Below are 22,470 nucleotides of genomic sequence, written 5' to 3' on the forward strand. Positions count from 1 at the left end.
CTTTATCCCCTCCCCTTAGTAGGTCCGCGCTTTCGGCGGGAATGCATCACGATGATTCGGTGACATATTCACGGACCGTCTGCTCATGGACTCGGTTTCAGGGCTGTACAGGGAATGGCACAACCAGTTTTCGTCATCACGCTCCGGATAATCGAAACGAGAGTGAGCACCACGGCTTTCGGTGCGGAAGTTCGCGGCCACCGCGGTGGCATAAGCGGTTTCCATCAGGTTGTCCAGCTCCAGACATTCGATACGCTGGGTATTGAAGTCGCTGCTGGTGTCATCCAGACGGGCGTTCTTCAGTCGCTCACGAATCTTTTTCAGCTCGGCCAGGCCGGACGCCATGGCGTCACCTTCGCGGAATACCGAGAAGTTGTGCTGCATGCACTGTTGCAGATCTTTCTTGATCTGTACCGGGTCTTCACCGTCGCGATTGTTTTCCCAACGGTTGTAACGGGCCATTGCCGCGTCGATGTCGGCCTCGGTCGCGTCTTTGATGTCGGTCAGCTCGTTCAGGGCTTCGGTCAGGTGACGTCCCACGGCACGACCGAATACCACCAGATCCAGCAACGAGTTGCCGCCCAGACGATTGGCGCCGTGTACCGATACGCAGGCAATTTCGCCGACCGCAAACAGGCCTTTCACCGGCACGTCCTTGCCATCGGCATCGAGGGTCATCGCCTGGCCATTCACATTGGTCGGAACACCACCCATCATGTAGTGACAGGTCGGAATAACCGGAATCGGCTCTTTGACCGGATCCACGTGGGCGAAGGTACGAGACAGCTCGCAGATGCCGGGCAGACGGGATTCGAGTACGTCCTTGCCCAGGTGATCCAGCTTCAGCTTCAGGTGCGGACCCCAGGGACCATCGCAACCGCGGCCTTCACGGATCTCGATCATCATGGAGCGGGCAACCACGTCACGACCGGCCAGATCCTTGGCGTTGGGCGCATAACGCTCCATGAAACGTTCGCCGTCCTTGTTCAGCAGGTAACCGCCTTCACCACGGCAACCTTCGGTCACCAGGGTGCCCGCGCCGGCGATGCCGGTGGGGTGGAACTGCCACATTTCCATGTCCTGCACCGGCACACCGGCACGCAGGGCCATGCCCACGCCGTCACCGGTGTTGATATGGGCATTGGTGGTGGACTGGAAGATACGACCGGCGCCGCCGGTGGCCAGAATGGTGGCCTTGGCCTTGAAGTACACCAGCTCACCGCTTTCGATATCGATAGCGGTACAGCCGACCACGTCGCCGTCCTGGTTTTTCACCAGATCCAGCGCATACCATTCGGAAAAGACGGTCGTCTTGTGCTTGACGTTTTGCTGATAGAGGGTATGCAGCAGGGCATGACCGGTACGGTCGGACGCCGCGGCGGTACGCGCCGCCTGCTCGCCACCGAAGGCCTTGGACTGGCCACCGAAGGGGCGCTGATACACCTTGCCGTTGTCGAAACGAGAAAAGGGCAGACCCATTTTTTCCAGTTCGAGGATGGCCTCGGGACCGGTCTGACACATAAACTCGATCGCATCCTGGTCACCGATATAATCGGAGCCCTTGACGGTATCGTACATGTGCCATTCCCAGTTGTCGTCGTGGGCATTGCCCAGCGCTACCGTGATGCCACCCTGAGCGGATACGGTATGAGAACGGGTCGGAAATACCTTGGACAACAGCGCACAGCTCTTGCCGGATTCGGCTATTTGTAGTGCGGCACGCATGCCTGCACCGCCGGCGCCGATTACCACGGCGTCGAATTCGCGAATTGTAATAGTCACCTTATACACCCCACAGTACGACGATACCGGTCAATACATAAACCAGCAGTAACACCACTACTCCAAACTGGGCCACACCGCGCCACAAGGCCGGTTTGACATAGTCGGACAGCACCTGCCAGGCACCGATCCAGCCATGTATCAACATGCTGAACAGCGCCAGTAGCGTAAACACCTTGGTAAAGGTCTTGTCGAAGAAGCCCGCCCAGACATCAAAGCTGATGTCGTTGAAGGCGATAAAACCCACCAGGTAAAGGGTGTATAAGGTCAGAACAACGGCCGAGGCGCGCATCAACATGAAATCATGTACGCCGCTGCGACCAAAGGTTGCAGAATTGGTTACCATACCATTACCCCCGCCAGCAATGACAACACGATAGTCACACCGAACGCCACCTTGGCACTCAGCGCACCCGACTCCAGCTCTTCACAGTAGCCCAGGTCCATAATGAGGTGGCGAATGCCGCCCACTATGTGGTAGGCCAGCGCAGTCAGAACACCCCAGAGGATAAAGCCGACGAAGAAACCGTCGAGAATATCCACAACTGCCTGGAACCCGGCTTCGGAAGAAAGCGAGTAACTCAGCAGCCACAGCAGGATGGCGAGTGCGAACAGCGTGATGACACCGGAAACCCGGTGCAGGATTGATGCGATTGCAGCGACAGGTTGGCGAATAGTCCGTAGGTCGAGGTTTACAGGTCTCTGTTTTTTAGTCACGGTCTTGCCCACTAGCTCCATTGAGCACGTTAGTTATTGTTTTAACAGATAAAGCCCGGATATATGAAATGGAAACTTGAGAGAAAGTGCATACTGAAATCCGGATGCCCGAAGGCGTTCAGAACACCAGCGATTGCACTTGCAAAATATCCAAAACTGCACCATATACCCTCGCAATCCAGTATATGGAGGAGAAAAATAATTACAACGAAGGGTCTGAGCCAATGATCAAATATGTAAAGTTGATCCCACAACGACGTCAACCCGTGGTCAGCCACACGAGTAAAATTGACATTGCCCCCCGGTTCTGTTTTCAATATGCCCGCACCATGGAAGGCAATAGTAGTTAGATATTTTTTTGATCTATGTAAAAATGCCTATCCGTGGACCTATTATAAGAACGCGAAGGAGACGTGCTATGGCTGACCAAAAGGCCACTCTACACTTGCCAGGCAAGGAACCCATTGAGCTTCCAATCGCCTCGGGCACAGCCGGTTACGATGTGATCGATATCAGCTCGCTGGGCTCACATGGATACTTTACCTACGATCCCGGTTTTATGGCGACGGCATCCTGCCAGTCCGAAATCACCTATATCGACGGTGACAAGGGCATACTGCTGCACCGCGGTTACCCCATCGATCAGTTGGCACAAAACGCCAGCTACCTCGAAGTCTGCTACCTGCTGCTGTACGGGGAAGCCCCGACCGCCAAGCAGTTTGACCAGTTTCAGCACCTGATCATGCGTCACACCATGGTACACGAGCAGTTGTCGTCCTTCTTCAAGGGCTACCGCCGCGATGCGCACCCCATGGCCATTGTCTGTGGTGTTATCGCCGGTCTGTCGGCGTTCTACCACGACCCGATGGACATCAACAACCAGGAACACCGGGAAATTGCCGCCCACCGCCTGATTGCCAAGATGCCGACCATCTCTGCCATGGCGTACAAGTACTCCATCGGTCAGCCGTTTGTGTATCCGCGCAACAACCTGAGTTATTCGGCCAACTTCCTGCAGATGATGTTTGCGGTGCCCTGTGAAGATTACAAGGTCAACCCCATCGTCGAGCGCGCCATGGACCGTATCTTTACCCTGCATGCGGATCACGAGCAGAATGCCTCTACCTCGACCGTGCGTCTGTCCGGCTCCAGTGGTGCCAACCCCTTCGCCTGTATTGCGGCCGGCATTGCCTCGCTGTGGGGACCGGCTCACGGCGGTGCCAACGAAGCCTGTCTGATGATGCTGGAAGAAATCGGCTCCGTGGATCGCATTCCCGAGTTTATCGAACGCGCCAAAGACAAGGATGACCCCTTCCGTCTGATGGGCTTCGGCCACCGGGTGTACAAGAACTTCGATCCGCGCGCCAAGGTCATGCGCGAAACCTGCCACGAAGTACTGGACGATCTCAAAATCGAAGATCCGCTGCTGGACGTGGCCATGGAGCTGGAACGTATCGCGCTGTCCGACCCCTACTTCGTCGAACGCAAGCTGTACCCGAACGTCGATTTCTACTCCGGTATCATTCTGAAGGCCATCGGTATTCCGACCTCCATGTTCACCGTGATCTTCGCCCTGGCACGTACCGTGGGCTGGATGTCGCACTGGAACGAGATGATGTCTGACAGCAAGCAGAAAATCGGCCGTCCGCGTCAGCTGTACACCGGCGCAGCCGAGCGTGAGTTCAAGACTCAGGTCGAGAAATAACCGTCGTTAAGCGTTACCGCTAATCGAGCAAAAGGCCGGCATCACATGCCGGCCTTTTTTGTTTATGTGAAGAATCGTGAGGAGTGAAGCGTGAAGAGAAAATACAGCGCCTGCGCTGTATACCGCACAAAAAAAACACCGAGCCTATTTAAAGCTCGGTGTTTGCTATTTTACTGACAGCTTATCGCTGACGGCCTGGTGCTTTGTGTTCGCTTATTCCGCTTCGGGGCTGGAATATTGCGCCATCAGTTCACCGGCCTTGTCGACCATCTTGCTCGAGCCCACAAAATAGGGGGTACGCTGATGCAGCTCGGTCGGCTTGATTTCCATGATGCGACGGAAACCATCGGTGGCCTTGCCACCGGCCTGCTCGGCCATGAATGCCAGCGGGTTACACTCATACAGCAACCGCAGCTTGCCGTTGGGGTTGCTGGTGCCGGACGGATAGATATAGATGCCGCCCTTGAGCATATTCCGATGGAAATCCGATACCAGGGAGCCGATATAGCGCGAGCTATAGGGGCGTTTGGTGTCTGCGTCCTTTTCCTGACAGAACTTCAGGTACTTCTTCACCCCTTCCGGAAACTTGATGTAGTTGCCTTCGTTGATGGAATAGATGGTGCCCTGCTCGGGAATGCGAATATTTTCGTGCGACAGGCAGAAGGAGCCCAGGGTCGGGTCGTAGGTAAAGCCGTGCACGCCATTACCGGTGGTGTAGACCAGCATGGTGGAAGAGCCGTACACCACGTAGCCGGCGGCGACCTGATTCACGCCCGGCTGCAGAAAGTCTTCCATGTTTACCGGCTCACCGGATGCGCTGACGCGACGGTAAATGGAGAAAATGGTGCCGATGGACACATTGACATCGATGTTGGAAGAGCCGTCCAGCGGATCCATCAACACCACGTATTTGGCATTGCTCTGGCGCTTGTCATCGAAGGCCACATAATGGTCTTCTTCTTCGGACGCGATGCCGCACACTTCGCCACGCGCCTCTAATGCCGCTTTAAATATATCATTGGCGAACACATCCAGTTTCTGCTGTGTTTCACCCTGCACGTTTTCACTGCCGTTGCTGCCACCGATGATGTCGGTGACCAGGCCGGCCCGGTTGATCTCCCGGTTCACCACCTTGGCGGCGCGACGGATAGACGACAACAGCGACGACAGCTCGCCGCTGGCGCTGGGGTATTCAGCTTGATTCTTAATGATGTATTCACCCAGGGTAATCATATAGTTCCTCGAACGTTTTCTTGAGACGCTTAGCCGCCATAACTGCGGGGCAATGTACCCCGTTAACGCTTTTATTGCATAATTTTTTGCTGATCTAACCGAATCCGGCGTCAGCGAACCGCCAGTTGCCGACGTACTTCCTCCAGATCCTCCGGGGTATCCACCCCCGAGGGCGGTATTTCACAGGCGTCACTCAACGCTATCGACTCGCCGTGCCAGAGCACCCGCAACTGCTCCAGCTTTTCCAGCTGCTCCAGCGGGCTGACCGGCAAGGCCAGATAACGGCGAATAAAACCGGCTCTGTAGGCATAAATACCGATATGCCGGCGGCAGTGGCCCACATCCGGCGTGCCGTCGGCCATGCCGTCCCGGTCGAAGGGAATGGCAGAACGGCTGAAATACAGCGCCCGTCCGGCTTCACTCTGTACCACCTTGACCACATTGGGATCGGTGAGCTGAGCCGCATGCTCAAGCGGAGTGGCCAGGGTCGCCATGGGTGCATCGCTGCCGGCCAGCAGGCCGGCGACCTGATCCACCAGCGCCGGCGGCAGCAACGGCTCGTCGCCCTGCACATTCACCACGATATCATCCGCTGCCAGCCCCAGCAGCTCAACCACCTCGGCCAGGCGCTCGGTGCCGGACTCGTGATGGGCGCCGGTCATGCAGACCTCGACGCCGCTGGCTGCCAGCGCGTCGCGAATGCGAACATCGTCGGTGGCCACCACCACCCGGTCGGCGCCACTGCGTTGTGCCTGCTCGGCTACCCGTAAAATCATCGGCTTGCCGTGAATATCGGCCAGCGGCTTGCCCGGCAGACGGGTCGAACTGAAACGGGCGGGGATCACCACGACGAAGCTCATGCGGGCAACTCGTCCAGGCTCAGTTTACGGGCGCGGCTTTCCAGCAGTACCGGAATGTTCTCGGTAATGGGATAAGCCAGCCGGTCGAAACGGCACACCAGTTCGTTATGCTGACGATCCAGCTGTAACTTGCCCTTGCATACCGGGCAGGCAATGATTTCCACCAGTTTGGCATCAATCGCCATGAGCTAGCTCCTTGAGTCGAATTAAAAGCAATTGTTCGAAATCGGCGGGTAATCGGGCATCCACCGGTACAAACCAGGTATTATCATGCCCCCCCGGCCATTTGACCGCATCTTTTTCGGTGATCAGCAAGGGTGCCGACTGCAGGCCGACAAGTTGCTCGGGGGCCACCGCCTGGTGATCGGCCAGTGCCAACCGCCGCTCCAGTATAAAGCCCAACTGCTCCAGGGTCGCAAAAAAACGTGGCGGATGACCGATGCCCGCCAGGGCATGCACATTCGATCCCGGCTCGGGGGCGGCCGCTGTGCCGCTAACCGGTTGCAGGGCGCCGGGTTCGAGCGTCATCAGATACTCTCCGGCACCGACCGGGCCACCATTATTGATAATCGCATCTACCCGGTCCAGCCGCCATACCCTCTCACGCAGCGGGCCCATCGGCAACAGATGGCCGTTACCGAAGCGCCGCTTGCCGTCCACCACCACCAGTTCGATATCCCGGGCCAGAGCGTAATGCTGCAGGCCGTCATCGCTGATGATGATATTCACTCCTTGTGCGGCCAGCAGCGCCGCAGCCTGTCCCCGCTTGGGACCAACCACCACCGGGCAACCGGTGCGCCGATGAATCAATACCGGCTCGTCGCCGGCCTGCTCGGGCCGGGTGTTTTCGTCCAGCAACAAGGGATAGTGCTCGGCTTTGCCGCCGTAGCCGCGGCTAATCACCCCGGGGGTATAGCCCTGCCGGCGCAGCCATTCCACCAGCCACACCACCAAGGGGGTCTTGCCGTTGCCGCCCACGGTCAGGTTGCCGACCACGATTACCGGTACCGGTGCCCGATACGCCGCCTTGAGCCCGCGCCGAAACAACCCGCGGCGCAGGCCGCTTATCAGCGCAAACAGGACGCTCAGGGGGGCAAGCAGCCACAGCCAGCCGGTGCGGGGCCGGTACCAGGCCTGCATCAACCCTCGCCGTACTGAATGCTTCTGAGCTGGGCATACACGCCCTGACGCTCGAGCAGCTCCAGGTGAGAGCCCCGCTCCACCACCCGGCCTTCGTCAATCACCAGGATCTCGTCGGCGTTTTCGATGGTGGACAGACGGTGGGCAATCACCAGCGCGGTTCTGTCTTTGCGCAGCGCATCCAGCGCCGCCTGAATATGGCGTTCCGACTCGGTATCCAGCGCCGAGGTCGCCTCGTCCAGGATCAACAGCGGCGCATTGCGCAGCAGAGCCCGGGCGATGGCGATACGCTGGCGCTGACCACCGGACAGGCTGGCACCGTTTTCACCGATGATGGTGTCATAACCCTGATCCAGCTTGTCGATGAATTCATCCGCATAGGCCACCTTCGCCGCCGCGATAATCTGTTCCCGGCTGTATTCGCCCTTGGCCGCATAGGCGATGTTGTTGGCGATGGTGTCGTTGAACAGATGCACCTGCTGGGACACCAGTGCAAACTGGCGACGCAGGTCGCTCAAGCGGTATTCGCGCAGATCCACGCCGTCGAGGCGGATTTCACCGGCATCGATATCGTAAAAGCGGGTCAACAGGCCGGCGATGGTGCTCTTGCCGGAGCCGGAACGCCCCACCAGGGCGATGGTCTTGCCCGGTTCAAGCGTGAAGCTCACGTCCTTCAGCGCCGGGTTTTCCTTGGTCGGATAGGTAAAGCCGACCCGATCGAATTCGATAAGACCCTTGGCCCGTTTCAGTGACCGGGTACCGGTATCATTCTCACCGTCGCTGTCGATCAGGCCGAACAGGCTCTGACAGGCGGCGATGCCGCGCTGATACGCGGCGTTGACCTGGGTCAGGCTCTTGAGCGGGCGCATCAGCATCATCATGGAGGTGACGATGACGGTAAAGGTACCCGGCGTCAGTTGATCCTGAATGTTATCGAAGGTGGACACATACAAAAGAATGGCCAGGGCGCTGGAGGCAATCACCTGTACCAGCGGCGTGCCGATGGAATCTGCCGCCACCATCTTCATGTTCTGCTGGCGTACCGCATTGCTGACCCGCTGAAAACGACCCGACTCCACCTGCTGACCGTTGAACATCAGCACTTCTTTATGGCCTTTCAGCATCTGCTCGGTGCTGCTGGTAATGTTGCCCATGGCATCCTGCATGCCGCGACTGAGGCGACGGAAGCGACGACTGATCACCGCTATCATGACCCCGACCACGGGGCCGACCACGAAGAAGATCAGCGACAATTGCCAGGAGTGATAGAACATCAGCCCCAGCAGGCCGATGACGGTGGCACCTTCACGCACTAGGGTTACCAGGGTCGAGCTGGCCGCCGACGACACCTGAGAGGCATCGTAGGTCACCTTGGACAGCAGGTTGCCGCTGTTATTACGATCGAAAAAGGCCACCGGCATCGTCATCAGCTTGCTGAATACCTGCTGCTGCAGCGACATCACCACATGGTTGCCGACCCAGGCCATGCAATAGCCGGACAAAAAGGTACAGACGCCGCGCAGAAACACGATGCCGATAACAAACAACGGCATCCATTTCAGTACGTCGGGATCCTGACCGGTGAGTCCCTCATCGATCAGCGGTTTGATGGAATAGACAAAGGTGGTATCAACGGCCGCATAGCCCGCCATGCCGATAATGGCGGCCACCAGACCGAGCTTGCGCTCCTTCACATAGCCCAGCAACCGTTTGAGCACGGGCCAGGAAGAGGAGTGGTCATCTTGGGACATAAAGTCTCTGCCTTGAAAAACGAGGCGCTATTCTAACGACTTAGCGGAGCTCCCGCCAGTCGTCAACCAGCCATTGAGCCGTTGATACCAGGGGCCGGGGCGACGGGACAGGGTCAGGCGCCAATGTTGGCCGTCCGCCACCAGGTGCACCATGCCATGCTCGCCGGTAATCAACTGAGGCACGCCTTGCTGTTCGAAGCGGGCCACCACCTCGGCAGACGGAAAGCCCCAACGGTTGGCAAAACCGGCCGTATGCACCACCCAATCCGGTGCCACCGCCCGATTGAATGCCGCGGATGACGAGCTGCGACTGCCGTGATGGGGGCTCAGCAGCAGCTGCGCCGCCACCGACTGCCCCGTCGCCAGCAAGCCCCGCTCCGCCTGGGCCTCTATGTCTCCGGTCAGCAGCAACGACAGGGTGCCATCCCCGATATGCAACACGCAGGAGTCGTTGTTGAGATGGCCGCTCGGAGTAAGCGGCCACTGCATTCGCAGTGTCAATACTCCCCACGGCTCCACCTGCCCGGCGCGACAATGCTGCCCGTCCGGCCAGGCTCCCCGCCGATGTTTTACCGGCAGACTGGCGGCCAGATAGTCACGGTTGCCGCTGTGATCCCGGTCGTCGTGGCTGATCACCAGATAATCGAGCTCGTCGATGCCCAGTCGGGTCAGCAGTGGCAGTATCACCCCATCGGCCATGTTGAAACCCGAGTCAAAACGGTTGCCGGTGTCATACAGCAGCGCCCGCTCCCCCTGGGTCACCAGTACCGAGAGTCCCTGGCCCACATCCAGTATCCGCACCTCCCAGCGAGGCTGCTTTTTTTGTTCAATGACGTCGGGTTGCAGCAAGATGAGATAAATGGCCAACGCCGGCAGCCAGCGCGCCCTGGGCAGCAACAGGCCGAACGACAACAACAACAGCAACAGCCAGCCCCCCTGGGCACGGGCCGACAGGGTCTGCCAGGGCGACAGGCTGTCATTCAGCCAGTGCAGTCCGCTCATCAGCGGCTCGAACAGGCCGTTCAGCAACATCAGCACCACCATGGCCAATGTCGGCACCGGCAACACCAGCACACAGGCCAGCAACAACAAGGGGATCAGCAGCAGCGAAAACAGCGGGATCAACAGCATATTGATCGGTAACGACAGCCAGCTGATGCCGCCGAAAAACAGCATAATCAACGGCAGCAACAGCAGACTCAACCCCAGTTGCAAGCGCCACAGGCTCTGCCCTCCCAGCCAGCCGGCACTCACCATCAGGGCGGCCACCGCCAGCACCGACAGCCAAAAGCCCATATCCAGCGCCAGCCAGGGCATGACCGCCAGCAGCAACGTCATGGTCAGCAACAACAGGCGACGGCCGCTCCAGAAACGCCCCCAGCAAAACAGGCCCAGCCACAACAGCAACATCAGCAAGGCCCGCTGGGTGGGCACCGAAAACCCCGCCAGCCAGGCATAGCCCAGCGCCAGCGCTCCCGCCACTGTCGCCGCCGGCAGCCGATGGCCACTCAGGCGGCCGACCAGCAGCCCCAGCCCGGCCACCAGGCCGATATGCAGGCCGGAGATGGCAAACAGATGACTTACCCCCAGACCACGCAGCATATCCCAGTCTGCATCGGTCAGCCCGCTGCGATCCCCTACACTCAGGGCCAGCAGCCAGCGTCGGGCGGGCAAGTCGGTGGTCATGGCCGCGATATGCTGCACCAGCCGGGCACGACTTGAGGCGTCGGCGGCCTGATGCGCCAGGGTACCGGTCAGGTAACCACGCGCCGTTATCCCCTGCCCCAGCAGCCAGCGCGCACTGTTGAAGCTACCCGGATTAAGCAGACCATGAGGAGGTTGTAACCGACTGACAGACTGTATTTTATCGCCGACGGCCGGAGGTCCGCTCTGTCCATACCAGGACAGCAACACCCTTGGCCGGGGGGAAAGTACTTGACCATTCAGGCTTTTCAGACTGACAATCAGCCTGCTTGCACCAGACTCCCGGTGCTGAACACGCTCTACCGTGCCGGCGATCAACTGGCTACGCTGAAACAAGTCCGGTGAGTGCAGCCAGGTCAATTGCCAATGGCTGTAACACAACGCCCAGACCAAACCGAACAACAGACAGGCCACGGCCGGCCTTGGCCGCCAACACAGGCAGCCCAGACAAGCCAGTGGCAACCACCAGTCCCAGGCGGGGAGCCAGGGCCAGACCATGATGGTTGAGATGCCGAAGCAGAAAAAGAACAGCCGCTTATCCATCCGATAAGTATTGCGGACTTGGAACAGATGCCAAAAAAGACGTTAAAACGCCTGATGCCCGACCCGGGCACCATTAAAAATAACAAGTACCTGAGTCTGCTGGGCAGCAGGCTGCACGACAACAACCTGTGGCATCTCAACCGGCATTCGGCCGCGGGCGCCTTTGCCGTTGGTCTGTGCTGTGCCTGGCTGCCCATCCCCTTTCAGATGATGCTGGCCGCCGTGCTGGCCATGACCTTTCGCGTCAACCTGCCCTTATCCGCGGTGCTGGTCTGGATAACCAATCCGCTGACCATGCCACCGATGTTCTATTTTGCCTACCGACTGGGCTCTTTTCTGCTCGACACGCCGCCCCATTACCAGCATTTCGAGCTGAGCCTGAGCTGGCTCGGCAACGCCATGACCACCGCCGGCCCCCCCTTTCTGGTGGGCTGTGGCGTCATGGCCCTGGTCAGTGCGGCCACCGGTTTCATGGTGATTCACGGCCTCTGGCGCTGGACGGTATCGCGCCGCTGGAAACTGCGCAGACGAGACCGCTGATGCTGCGCCAATGGTTGCGTCACCGGATGCCCAGCCAGGAAACCCTGCGCCAGCATCGTATATTGGCGCTGTTCGGCGAACGCCTGCTCGACCCCGACTACTGGTGCTGCAACCGTCATTCTGCCGCCGTGGCGGTGGCCGCCGGCCTGTTTGCCGCCTGGATGCCGCTGCCCATGCATACCCTGGTGGCCATCGGTCTAGCGGTCATGTTCCGCGGTTATCTGCCGCTGGCCATCGCCATGGTGTGGGTCAACAACCCGCTGACCCTGGCGCCGATGTTTTACTTCGCCTACCGACTCGGCGCCCGGCTGCTGGATACCCCCGAACTGGCATTTAACGGCTCGCTAAGTTCGCTGGAACACGAAGCCCTGGCCATGGCGGTGCCCCTGCTGACCGGCGCCCTGCTGATGGGGCTGAGTTGCGCCCTGCTGGGCTGGATAGTGACCCGCCTGGGCTGGCGCTGGAAAGTACAACTGGCCTGGAAGCTGCGGCGGGAAAAACGGCGGGAAAACAAGCTGTAAGCCATCAGCCAGGTGTGTCGTAGGGTCCAATTTATTGGACCGACTCAGCCTGAGTACTACACCTGTGGTCGATTAATACCAATTTGAATAAAGATCTGATCATTTTTAAACCCGGGCTCAGAGGCAACACAGCCGCCTCCCTCGACACGCCATAAACCCATCCATGGGGGCTCGGAAATGCCATCCCTGGCATTTCACGGTCGTGGGAGGCGATCTCTGCTGCCTCTTCTCGAGCATCGAGTTGCCTGTAGACGGCGCTAACAGGCAACGCCGGTGCATCAAGGAGGACAAAGGGATCTGTTCAGCCGACCATCCGCGCCACGGATGGCGCGGCTGAGCCTCCAGGGAGGGATTCACTGCGAGTCGGAGGAACGAGCCCTTTGTTCGACTTTTATACAAAAAATGAAATAGATCATTTGTTTAGTGGGATTGGTATAAGAGCGATTGAAATCGACCCTACGAAAAACACCTGTCCAGATGCCAATGAAGATAAAAAACGGCGCCGTACCAAACAGCGCCGTGTTTTTCTTACCGCTTACCGCTTAACGCTTGAAGCTGTTTTCAAGCTTCCCCCAGCAACTGCCTGGGCAACAACTTGCCCGCACGCCAGGCCGGGTAAAGGGTGGCGATGAAGATAAGCAACAGTGCCGAGCCGGTCACCAGCCACAAATCGGCCCAGTGAAACTCGGTGGGGATAAAGTCGATGAAATACACCTCCGGGTTCAAAAACTGATGCCCGGTCAAGCGTTCCAGTCCCGCCACCAGTTCAGACAGCCGGGTCGCCAGCAACAACCCCAGGGCACCGCCAATCAGCACGCCGGTCACGCCGTTGAGCAGGCCCTGCACCATGAAGGCGCCGCGGATCTGCCAGGGCCCCGCCCCCATGGTCTTGAGGATGGCGATGTCGCCTTTTTTCTCGTTCACCGCCATCACCAGCGTCGAGACGATGTTGAAGCTGGCCACCGCCATCACCAGCAGCAGCACCACTATCATCAGGGTGCGCACCAGCTGAATGTCCCGGTAGACATTGCCCTGGCTTTCCATCCAGCTGCTGACGTAAAACGGCGCCGGAAGCCCCATGCCGGCATTCATGGTCAGCCGATCGGCCGCCAGCACCTCATTCACCCGCAGATGAAATCCGGCAATGGCATCCCCCAGCGCTTTCAGCTCCTGAGCATCCTGCAGGTGGGTATAACCGAGCACGGTGTCGAGCTGACCGCCGATGCTTACTATTCCCTGCAAAGTAAAGCTGTGGCGTCGGGGCGAGCCAAAGCCCTGGCTGCCCGGTGCCGGCAGCAGCAAGGACACCCGGTCGCCGACCTCAAGCTCCAGCTGGTCGGCAATGGCCTTGCCGAGGATCAACCCCCGCTCGCCGGGCACCAGCACCGTCAGGCTGGCACCGCCGAGGTAGGGGGTCAGCTCGGACACCCGGCTTTCAAGCTCCGGCACCACGCCCTGCAGTTGCACCGCCTTCAGCTTGGCGCCCTTGCTGAGCAGCCCTTCCAACGGCACATAGGGCGACACCGCCAGTATGCCGGGCGCCGCCTCCATCTCACTGGCCATGTCGCGCCAGCCTGTAACCGGCCCGTCGGCGGTATGCAGCTGGCCGTGGGGCAAGACCGACAGGATGCGGTTTTCCAGCTCGCGCTCGAAGCCGTTCATCGCCGACAACCCCAGGATCAGCGCACCGACCCCGATGGCGATGCCCAGAATAGAGGCCACCGAGATAAAGGAAATAAAACGGTTGCGCCGCCGGGCCCGGCTGAAGCGCCAGCCCAGAAAGACACTTAACGGACGAAACATCAGCCTTGCTCCTGCAGACGACCGTCTACCAGCCGACACTGCCGATCCAGCCGGGCGGCCAGCGCCAGATCGTGGGTCACCACCACCAGGCCGGTGCCCAGCTCGCTCTGCAACTCGGCCAGCAGCGCAAACACCTCGGCGGCGCTGTGGGCGTCCAGGTTGCCGGTGGGCTCGTCGGCCAGCACCAGCCGGGGCTTGTTGACCAGCGCCCGGGCGATCGCCACCCGCTGGCGCTCACCGCCAGACAGCGCCGAAGGCCGGTGATCCAGCCGGTGCCCCAGCCCCACCCGGGTGAGCAGGGCCTCGGCCTGCTCCTGGGCTTCTTTCACCGGACGGCCGGCAATCAACAGCGGCATGGCGGCGTTTTCCAGGGCGCTGAATTCGCCCAGCAGGTGATGAAACTGATACACGAAGCCCAGCTTCTGATTACGAAAGCGGGCCTGGCTGCGGGCCGACATATGATGCAGATCTTCCCCTTCTACCAGCACCCGCCCCTCGCTGGGGGCATCCAGGCTGCCAAGCAGATGCAGCAGGGTACTCTTGCCCGAGCCGGAGCTGCCCACCACCGCCAGGCTTTCACCGGCGGCCAACGTCAGGCTGACGCCGTCCAGTATGGTGACCGGCTGCGCTCCGTCCTGATGGGTTTTACCCAGATTCTCGACCACTAACAGGGGGTTATTCATAACGCAAAGCCTCGGCTGGATGAACTCGTGACGCCCGCCAGGCCGGATAAAGGCTGGCCAGCACGCACAGTAATAAAGTGGAAAACAACACGGTGATCAGCTGCCCGGGCAACAGCAATACCGGCAGCTGACTGCCCCCGGCGGCGGAATAGAAATTGATGCCCAGCAGGTTCAGCACTCCGTCCAGGTTCAGGCTCAGCAGCAGGCCGAGCGCAAAGCCCAGCAGACTGCCCAGCACGCCGCTGAAACCGCCCTGAATCATGAACACCGCCATCACCCGATTGCGGCTCAGGCCCAGGGTTTGCAGCATGGCAATTTCGGCTTCCTTGTCGGTAACCACCATCACCATGGCCGACAGAATATTGAACGCCGCCACCAGCACAATCAGCGCCAGCATCAGGCTCATCAGCCGCTTTTCCATCGCCACCGCCTGAAACAACTCGCCCCGGCTCTGCTGCCAGGTCTCGTATTTCAGCCCGGCGGGCAGGGCCGGCAATTGCGACAGTTCGAAAGGGTCGGTCAGCCACAGACGCAGGCCGGAAGCCTGGCCCGGCGCATAGCGCAGTAGGCGGGCGGCATCATCGAGCCGGGCCAGCACCAGCTGCCGGTCTACGTCGTTGCCGGTACTGAAGGTGCCCACCAGGGTAAAGAGTCGCTGGCTCGGCACCCGGCCCAGCGGGGTGAAGCGGCTGCCCTCGGTGACCGTTACCCGCACCTGATCGCCGGGCACCACGCCCAGGCTGCGGGCCACGCCTGCCCCCATGACCAGGCCATAGGGCAAATATTCGAAATATTCCCGGGTGCGCGGATCCAGCCCCTGCAGCAGTTTGTCCTGATTGTTGGCCGGATCCAGGCCATAGAGCTCCACACCGGTCAGATGACCCGGGCCCTGCACCATGGCTTCGGCACTGATGAAGGGCGTGGCGGCGGTGACCACCGAGTCGGGCGCAAACAGCTCGCGGTACTGCTCCGGCTCGGCCAGACGCCGTTGGTCGTTGGTGACCAGCGCATGAGGGATCACCCCGAGCATGCGGTCTTTCAGCTGCTGTTCGAAGCCGTTCATCACCGCCGATACCAGGATCAGGGCGGCAACGCCCAGCAGAATACCGATGGTCGAAAAGCCGGAAACGAAGGAGGCGAAGCTGCGTCGGCCCCGGGCCCCGGCATAGCGTAAACCCAACATCAGCGTCAGGGGTTGAAACATGGTGTAATCATCCGTTTTTTAAAGGGTTTTACGTCACCCGCAAGTTGCGGAATAATAAAGGCTTGTGAATGGCGCAACAAGAGCAGCGAATGATGGCAGACCCTTATTTCAGCATCGACTACCAGGCGCAGGTTAACCTGATCCCCCTGACTGATGGCGAAACAGTGCCCGACGCGGACTCGCTGGAGGCCGAAATACCCGCGCCGTTCAAGCTTATCAGTGAAGTGACCCGCATCGATACCAATAATGCCCGGCTGCTGCGCAACCTGGACGAGCACGCCAACGAGCTGGTGGAGATCATCAACCAGCAGTCGCGCAAAATCGATCTGGTGCTCAGTTATGTGCTGGCGGGACAGGACGATCCCGATCAGCGCCACCAGACCCTGAGCCTGGGCGGCGGCGGTTTTACCTTCGCTTCATCACAGCCGCTGGCCGAGGGCGACCGGGTTCGCTTCAAGCTCTTTCTGCCGGAACTGTCGGTCGCCGTATACGGTTACGGTGAGGTTCACGGCGAGACGGAGCACTACCGCTGCGACTTTATCGCCCTGCGCGAACAAGACAGAGACGCCCTGATCCGCGCCAGCCTGCAACTGCAGGCCAAACAACTCAAGGCCCGAGCCGAACGCCGCGCCCAACAGGACGACGCATCACGCCCATGATACAGATATCCAGCCCCACTCCCCGCCCCAGAGCCAGCCTGGGCCAGCTGATTGGCAGCAGCCTGGCGCTGGCCATCGCCGAACAGGTCAAACAACAGCAACAGCTGGTGCTGCTGGTAGTGCCCGACACCCCCACCGCCCTGCGCCTGGAGCAGGAGGTGCGCCACCTGCTGGCTAATGGCACCGATGCCGACGGTACTCATGCCGACAATAAGCTGCCGGTGGCGCTGTTTCCCGACTGGGAAACCCTGCCCTACGACCAGTTTTCGCCGCATCAGGACATCATCTCCCAGCGGCTCGAAACCCTGTACGGGCTGCCGGCGCTCAAACGCGGCCTGCTGATTGCGCCCATCACCACCCTGATGCTGCGCACTCCGCCACGCAACTGGCTGGAGCAGAACAGCCTGCTGCTGAACACCGGCGACAAGCTGGATTTGCATGCCCTGCGCGGCCGGCTGGAACGCGCCGGCTACCGGCCGGTGGAGCAGGTGCTGGAACACGGCGAATTTGCCGCCCGCGGCGCCCTGCTGGACTTGTACCCCATGGGCGCGAGTGAGCCGGTGCGTATCGACTTCTTCGATGACGAAATAGACACCCTGCGCCCCTTCGATCCCGACACCCAGCGCTCGCGTGACAAGGTAAAGCAGGTGCGATTGCTGCCGGCACGGGAATTCCCTACCGACACCGCCGCCATCGAGCGTTTTCGCGGCCAGTACCGGGAGCAATTTACCCTGCGCAACGAGCCGGAGTCGCTTTATCATCGGGTCAGCCAGAGCCAGTTTCCTCCCGGCATAGAGCACTATTTTCCGCTGTTTTTCGAGCAGACCCAGACCCTGTTCGACTCATTGCCCGAGCACTTGCTGGTACTGGGTGTCGGCGAGCTGAACGACGCCGCCGACGGCTTCTGGCAGGATGTACAAAGCCGCTATGAAGACCGCCGCCACGACCAGTTGCGCCCGCTGCTGGCGCCGGACGAGCTTTACCTCAAGCCCGACGCCCTGCTGCAACAGCTGAACCAGTGGCCCCGGCTGCAACTGAGCAGCACCCCGGTGCTGGAAAAAGGCGATCGGCAGAATGCCCCCATTCAGCCCCTGCCCACACTGGAAGTAGAGCACCAGAAAACCGAGCCCCTGGCCCGGCTGCTCGACTTCTGCGAAAACTTCAAAGGTCGCATCCTGTTCTCGGTGGAAAGTGCCGGCCGACGCGAGGCGCTGGTGGAGCTGCTGGCGGGCAGCGCCATCAAGCCCTGGCCCTGTGATGGTTTTTCGCATTTTGTGGCCGGCAAGGATCCGATCGGCCTGCTGGTCGGGCCGCTGGCGCAGGGCTTTATTCTCGACGACACGCTGGCGCTGATTTGTGAAGGCGACCTGCTCGGCGGCCGGGTCATACAACGCCGCCGCCGGGAAAAGTCCACCGGCCTGAGTCCGGACACCCTGATTCGCAACCTGGCGGAGCTGTCCATCGGCCAGCCGGTGGTGCATCTGGATCACGGCGTGGGCCGCTACACCGGGCTGCAAACCCTGGATGCGGGCGGACTCAAGTCCGAATATCTGACCCTGGAATACGCCGGCGGCGACAAGCTTTATGTGCCGGTGACCGCCCTGCACCTGGTGGGCCGCTACAGCGGTGCCGACGACCCCCACCTCAACAAACTCGGCAACGACACCTGGGCCAGGGCCAAGCGCAAGGCGGCGGAAAAGGTGCGCGACGTGGCCGCCGAGCTGCTGGACGTATATGCCCGCCGGGCCGCCAAACCGGGCCAGGCCATCAGCCACGACAAGGCGGCCTATCGCCAGTTTGCCGATGCCTTTCCGTTTGAAGAAACCGACGATCAGCTTACCTCCATCAACGCCGTGCTCACCGACATGACCCAGCCCAAGGCGATGGACCGGCTGGTGTGCGGCGACGTGGGTTTCGGCAAAACCGAAGTGGCCATGCGCGCCGCCTTTGTGGCGGTGCACGGCGGCAAGCAGGTGGCGGTGCTGGTGCCCACCACCCTGCTGGCCCAGCAGCATTACGACAACTTTCGCGACCGCTTCGCCAACTGGCCGGTACGGGTGGAAATCATCAGCCGCTTCAAGACCGGCAAAGAGCAGGACAAGGTGCTGGCCGGCCTGACCGACGGCGGCATCGATATTGTGATCGGGACTCATAAACTGCTGAGCCAGGATGTGCGCTTCAAGGATCTGGGCCTGCTGATCGTGGACGAAGAGCACCGCTTCGGCGTGCGCCAGAAAGATCAGATCAAGGCGCTGCGCGCCGACGTGGACATTCTGACCCTGACCGCGACGCCCATTCCGCGTACCCTGAACATGGCCATGGGCGGCATGCGCGACCTGTCGATCATCGCCACCCCGCCGGCCAAGCGACTGGCGGTAAAGACCTTTGTACGCGAGTCGGATCCGGCCACCATTCGCGAGGCGATACTGCGCGAGCTCAAGCGCGGCGGCCAGGTCTATTACCTGCACAACGAGGTGCAGACCATAGAGAACAGCGCCGACGCCCTGCGCACCCTGGTGCCCGAGGCCCGCATCGGCATCGCCCACGGCCAGATGCGCGAGCGGGAGCTGGAACAGGTGATGAGTGATTTCTACCATCAGCGCTTCAACGTGCTGTTGTGCTCGACCATCATCGAAACCGGCATCGACGTACCCAGCGCCAACACCATTATCATGGACAGGGCCGACAAGCTGGGTCTGGCCCAGCTGCACCAGCTGCGCGGCCGGGTGGGCCGTTCCCACCATCAGGCCTATGCCTATTTGCTGACCCCGCACCCCAAGCGCATGACCACCGACGCCAGAAAACGGCTGGAGGCCATTGCCGCACTGGAAGATCTGGGCGCCGGCTTTGCCCTCGCCACCCACGATCTGGAAATTCGCGGCGCCGGCGAGCTGCTGGGCGACGAGCAGAGCGGCCAGATCACCGCCATCGGTTTCAGCCTGTACATGGAGATGCTGGAGCAGGCGGTGAAGGCGCTGCAATCGGGCAAGGAGCCGACGCTGGATCAACTGCTGCGCGCCCAGACCGAGATTGAATTGCGCCTGCCTGCCCTGCTGCCGGACGACTATATTCCGGATGTGAACATGCGCTTGTCCATGTATAAACGCATCGCCACCGCCGAAGACGAGGCCGCCCTGCGCGAGCTGCAGGTAGAACTGATTGACCGCTTCGGTCTGCTGCCGGAGCCGAGCAAGAACCTGGTGGCACTGGCCGGGCTCAAACTCAAGGCCAGCGCCCTTGGCATCGACAAGATTGACGCCGGCCCCAATGGCGGCAGCATCACCTTTGCCCAGGATGCCAGGGTCGATCCCATGTATCTGGTGAGCCTGTTGCAAAGCCAGCCGCGCATCTACAAAATGGAGGGGCCCACCAAATTGCGCTTCGCCATTCCCAGTGAGGATGCCAAGGCAAGACTGGCGCTGATGGGCGACATGCTCAACGAGCTGCTCGCCCATCAGGCATGATGAACACCCACGGAAGGGATACGAGAGTGGCGGAGGCGGCCCCCGGGCCGCGTTGCTCCGCCGTATGAGCTGTTAAAAAAAACATCCTGACCGAGACCTAATGAACGCGAATCTTTGCCATGCTCCCGCCCAGCGCCCGCTCAAGGTCGGTATTCTGGGCGGCGGCATCGCCGGTGCAACAGTGGCGTTGCGACTGGCGGACATGGGCATTCACACCCTGCTTATCGAAGCCAGCAGCGGTCTGGTGAACGGACCGCCTATCTGTCATTTGCACGCGGGCGGCAACCTGTACCGGGACATCAGCGACCAGCAATGCCTGACCCTGCTGCGCCAGTCCATTGCCTCGGTGCGCGCCTACCCGCACAGCATCAATCGCCGACCGACCGTCATCGCCACCCCGGTGTCGGATCCGGGCGATGCCGAGGCCCTGCTGCCCCGGCTGAAACAGGTGGCACAGGAATATCGGCGCCTGGTAGAGGAAGATCCGGCCAACAAGGTGCTGGGCGAGCCGGAGGAATATTATCGCTGCTACAGCCGCGAGCAGTTCGAGGCCCTGGCCCGCCAGCCCATTCCGCTCAAGGCCGACAGCCAGGACGACTGGCTGATCCCGCTGGCGCACCACCTGGATCCGGACAAGCTGAAGTTTCCGCTGATCCTGGTGCAGGAATACGGCTGGAGCCTGTTTCGCATGGCGGCCACCGCCACCCTGGCGCTGAACGGCGTGCCGCACTGCGCGCTGCACTTTCATACCCGCGCCACCAGACTGGAGCAAGGACCCGACGGCTGGACCATTCACGGCACTAACCAGGACGGGCAGGAACAGCCGTTCAAGGTGGACTTTCTGGTCAATGCCTGTGGTTTTCGCACCGGTCTGGTGGACGACATGGCCGGCTTCCGCCGCCAACGGCTGGTGGAATACAAGGCTGCCTACGTGGCCCACTGGCAGACCGAAGGCGAATGGCCGGAGGTGATTTTTCACGGCCAGCGCGGCACGCCCAACGGCATGGCCCAGCTGACGCCCTACCCGAACGGCATCTTTCAGCTGCACGGCATGACCGACGGCATCACTTTGTTCAAGGGCGGCCTGGCCGCCAGTTGCGAGCACAGCGCCCAGCCCCGGCTGCCGCAGCCCTATGTGGCCCAGCTGGACAACGGCTGGCAAACGCCGGACATAGCAGCCCGCACTCAAGATGCCATCGCTCATCTGGCCCGGCTGCTGCCCGCCTTTGGCGAGGCCGAAGTCGGCGGCAAGCCGCTGTATGGTGCCCAGCAAATACCGGGCAGCGACCCCTCGCTGCGGGCGGCGGACGTGTCGTTTGAAGGCAATCATTATGCGCGGGTAGAGATCGTCAAGGCCAGCTCGGCGCTGACCGCCGCCGACCGCATCGTCGGCAGGCTGGCCGAACTGGGCTGGCTGGAGATGGACGGGCAACCGCTGTCACCGAGTCTCGCCCTCACCAAAGACCAGAACGCCGGCGAGGTAGAGCAGGAAGCCATCCGCCTGGCCCGCGAACGCGGCTACCCGGACGAACTGGCACTGAACATGGGGTGAAGGGGAAACATGAGGATAAAGGGCCCGCTCTGCCGACTCGCCGTAAACCCCTCCCTGGGGGCTCTCTGTTTCATCCCTGAAACAGAAGGTCGGCCGAGCAGATCCCTTTATCCTCCTGTCGGTTCCAGCGTGGCCTGCAAGACAAACCGCAACACCCGAGCCTAATCCGTAGGGTCGATATTTGATGCCAAGAGTAATCGACCAAGAACGTTGCACGATACCGGCAGCAACATCGGGCAAAGGACCCGCTCCGCCGACTCGCCGTAAACCCATCCGTAGGGGCTCAGCCGCGCCATCCGTGGCGCGGATGGTCGGCTGAGCGAATCCCTTTGTCCTCCCGTCAATTGCGGCGTGACTCGCGGAAAAACACAACATCCGAGCCAACTCCGTAGCCGCCACTTCAGTTGGCGGATCAGACCATTCCACATTAGTGGTATCACCGGCAACACAGAGCATATCGGCTAACCGTTGGCCTACGTCACATGTTATTCAAATGGAGCTATCGAAATCGAAGGCAAGGTGAAATACTCTTTATCACTAGGGGGCGTTCTCAATCATTGTAAAATCCTGCCGATAGTAAGTGCATCATGGATCTGAAGAGAGTGAAAC

Annotated in this window: 18 protein-coding genes; 6 read left to right on the forward strand and 12 right to left on the reverse strand. The window is 60.6% G+C overall.

The genetic code is table 11. The features are described from left to right. Positions 1-15: 15 nt before the first annotated feature. The 3 genes from sdhA to sdhC are packed head-to-tail and all read right to left on the reverse strand — an operon-like array spanning position 16 to position 2,511. The gene (gene sdhA / locus ABD827_RS09800) at positions 16-1,782 is read right to left on the reverse strand and encodes a succinate dehydrogenase flavoprotein subunit (RefSeq protein ID WP_298720511.1); all 1,767 of its coding nucleotides are present in this window, start codon (positions 1,780-1,782) and stop codon (positions 16-18) included. 1 nt (position 1,783) lies between these two features. Then, positions 1,784-2,128 carry a succinate dehydrogenase, hydrophobic membrane anchor protein gene (gene sdhD, locus ABD827_RS09805; protein WP_298720508.1) on the reverse strand — a complete coding sequence of 115 codons (345 nt, stop codon included), beginning with the start codon at positions 2,126-2,128 and terminating at the stop codon, positions 1,784-1,786. Beyond that, complete coding sequence (gene sdhC, locus ABD827_RS09810) at positions 2,122-2,511, reverse strand: succinate dehydrogenase cytochrome b556 subunit (RefSeq protein WP_344964536.1); 390 nt, start codon at positions 2,509-2,511, stop codon at positions 2,122-2,124. Before sdhC ends, sdhD begins: the two co-directional genes overlap by 7 nt. Before the next feature lie 406 nt (positions 2,512-2,917). Between sdhC and ABD827_RS09815 the strand changes: the two genes are divergently transcribed. After that, positions 2,918-4,204, forward strand: a complete 1,287-nt coding sequence (locus tag ABD827_RS09815; RefSeq protein ID WP_344964538.1) for a citrate synthase — start codon at positions 2,918-2,920, stop codon at positions 4,202-4,204. Positions 4,205-4,417: 213 nt separating this feature from the next. Here the strand turns inward: ABD827_RS09815 and fbp are convergent, their stop codons facing one another. The 6 genes from fbp to ABD827_RS09845 all read right to left on the reverse strand — a co-directional run bounded on the left by fbp (position 4,418) and on the right by ABD827_RS09845 (position 11,435). Next, a complete protein-coding gene (gene fbp, locus ABD827_RS09820; protein ID WP_344964540.1) occupies positions 4,418-5,437 on the reverse strand; it encodes a class 1 fructose-bisphosphatase in 1,020 nt (339 codons plus the stop codon). 110 nt (positions 5,438-5,547) lie between these two features. Continuing rightward, entirely contained in the window at positions 5,548-6,297 is a 750-nt protein-coding gene (gene kdsB / locus ABD827_RS09825) for a 3-deoxy-manno-octulosonate cytidylyltransferase (RefSeq protein ID WP_344964542.1), read from the reverse strand. Continuing rightward, complete coding sequence (locus ABD827_RS09830) at positions 6,294-6,482, reverse strand: Trm112 family protein (protein WP_298720494.1); 189 nt, start codon at positions 6,480-6,482, stop codon at positions 6,294-6,296. Before ABD827_RS09830 ends, kdsB begins: the two co-directional genes overlap by 4 nt. Next, positions 6,472-7,437 (reverse strand): tetraacyldisaccharide 4'-kinase, encoded by a 966-nt coding sequence (gene lpxK, locus ABD827_RS09835; RefSeq protein WP_344964545.1) that lies wholly within the window; start codon positions 7,435-7,437, stop codon positions 6,472-6,474. Before lpxK ends, ABD827_RS09830 begins: the two co-directional genes overlap by 11 nt. Further along, entirely contained in the window at positions 7,437-9,188 is a 1,752-nt protein-coding gene (gene msbA, locus ABD827_RS09840) for a lipid A ABC transporter ATP-binding protein/permease MsbA (RefSeq protein WP_344964547.1), read from the reverse strand. The genes lpxK and msbA overlap by 1 nt, the downstream gene beginning before the upstream one ends. A 27-nt stretch (positions 9,189-9,215) precedes the next feature. Next, on the reverse strand, positions 9,216-11,435 hold the full coding sequence (locus ABD827_RS09845; RefSeq protein ID WP_344964549.1) for a DNA internalization-related competence protein ComEC/Rec2: 2,220 nt from the start codon (positions 11,433-11,435) through the stop codon (positions 9,216-9,218). Positions 11,436-11,462: 27 nt separating this feature from the next. On the opposite strand from ABD827_RS09845, the gene ABD827_RS09850 reads away from it, so the two are divergent. Beyond that, entirely contained in the window at positions 11,463-11,975 is a 513-nt protein-coding gene (locus tag ABD827_RS09850) for a DUF2062 domain-containing protein (protein WP_298720483.1), read from the forward strand. Next, positions 11,975-12,496 carry a DUF2062 domain-containing protein gene (locus tag ABD827_RS09855; protein ID WP_344964552.1) on the forward strand — a complete coding sequence of 174 codons (522 nt, stop codon included), beginning with the start codon at positions 11,975-11,977 and terminating at the stop codon, positions 12,494-12,496. Before ABD827_RS09850 ends, ABD827_RS09855 begins: the two co-directional genes overlap by 1 nt. 561 nt (positions 12,497-13,057) lie before the next feature. On the opposite strand, the gene lolE is transcribed toward ABD827_RS09855, so the two are convergent. Genes lolE through ABD827_RS09870 form a run of 3 tightly spaced genes read right to left on the reverse strand, consistent with a single transcriptional unit; the run spans position 13,058 to position 16,186 of the window. After that, positions 13,058-14,299 (reverse strand): lipoprotein-releasing ABC transporter permease subunit LolE, encoded by a 1,242-nt coding sequence (gene lolE, locus ABD827_RS09860; protein WP_344964554.1) that lies wholly within the window; start codon positions 14,297-14,299, stop codon positions 13,058-13,060. Next, positions 14,299-14,982 carry a lipoprotein-releasing ABC transporter ATP-binding protein LolD gene (lolD, locus tag ABD827_RS09865; RefSeq protein WP_298720474.1) on the reverse strand — a complete coding sequence of 228 codons (684 nt, stop codon included), beginning with the start codon at positions 14,980-14,982 and terminating at the stop codon, positions 14,299-14,301. Before lolD ends, lolE begins: the two co-directional genes overlap by 1 nt. Further along, positions 14,975-16,186, reverse strand: coding sequence for a lipoprotein-releasing ABC transporter permease subunit (locus ABD827_RS09870; RefSeq protein WP_298720471.1), 1,212 nt, complete (start codon positions 16,184-16,186; stop codon positions 14,975-14,977). Before ABD827_RS09870 ends, lolD begins: the two co-directional genes overlap by 8 nt. 68 nt (positions 16,187-16,254) lie before the next feature. Here ABD827_RS09870 and ABD827_RS09875 point away from each other — a divergent pair, with 68 nt between their 5' ends. The 3 genes from ABD827_RS09875 (at position 16,255) to ABD827_RS09885 (ending at position 21,861) form a co-directional block, all read left to right on the forward strand. Continuing rightward, on the forward strand, positions 16,255-16,845 hold the full coding sequence (locus tag ABD827_RS09875; RefSeq protein ID WP_344964557.1) for a PilZ domain-containing protein: 591 nt from the start codon (positions 16,255-16,257) through the stop codon (positions 16,843-16,845). Then, complete coding sequence (gene mfd, locus ABD827_RS09880) at positions 16,842-20,309, forward strand: transcription-repair coupling factor (RefSeq protein ID WP_344964559.1); 3,468 nt, start codon at positions 16,842-16,844, stop codon at positions 20,307-20,309. The genes ABD827_RS09875 and mfd overlap by 4 nt, the downstream gene beginning before the upstream one ends. Before the next feature lie 100 nt (positions 20,310-20,409). Continuing rightward, positions 20,410-21,861 carry an FAD-dependent oxidoreductase gene (locus ABD827_RS09885; RefSeq protein WP_344964561.1) on the forward strand — a complete coding sequence of 484 codons (1,452 nt, stop codon included), beginning with the start codon at positions 20,410-20,412 and terminating at the stop codon, positions 21,859-21,861. The last annotated feature ends 609 nt before the right edge of the window (positions 21,862-22,470 follow it).

The organism is Oceanisphaera sediminis (genome assembly GCF_039539745.1).
Classification (GTDB): Bacteria; Pseudomonadota; Gammaproteobacteria; order Enterobacterales; family Aeromonadaceae; genus Oceanimonas; species Oceanimonas sediminis.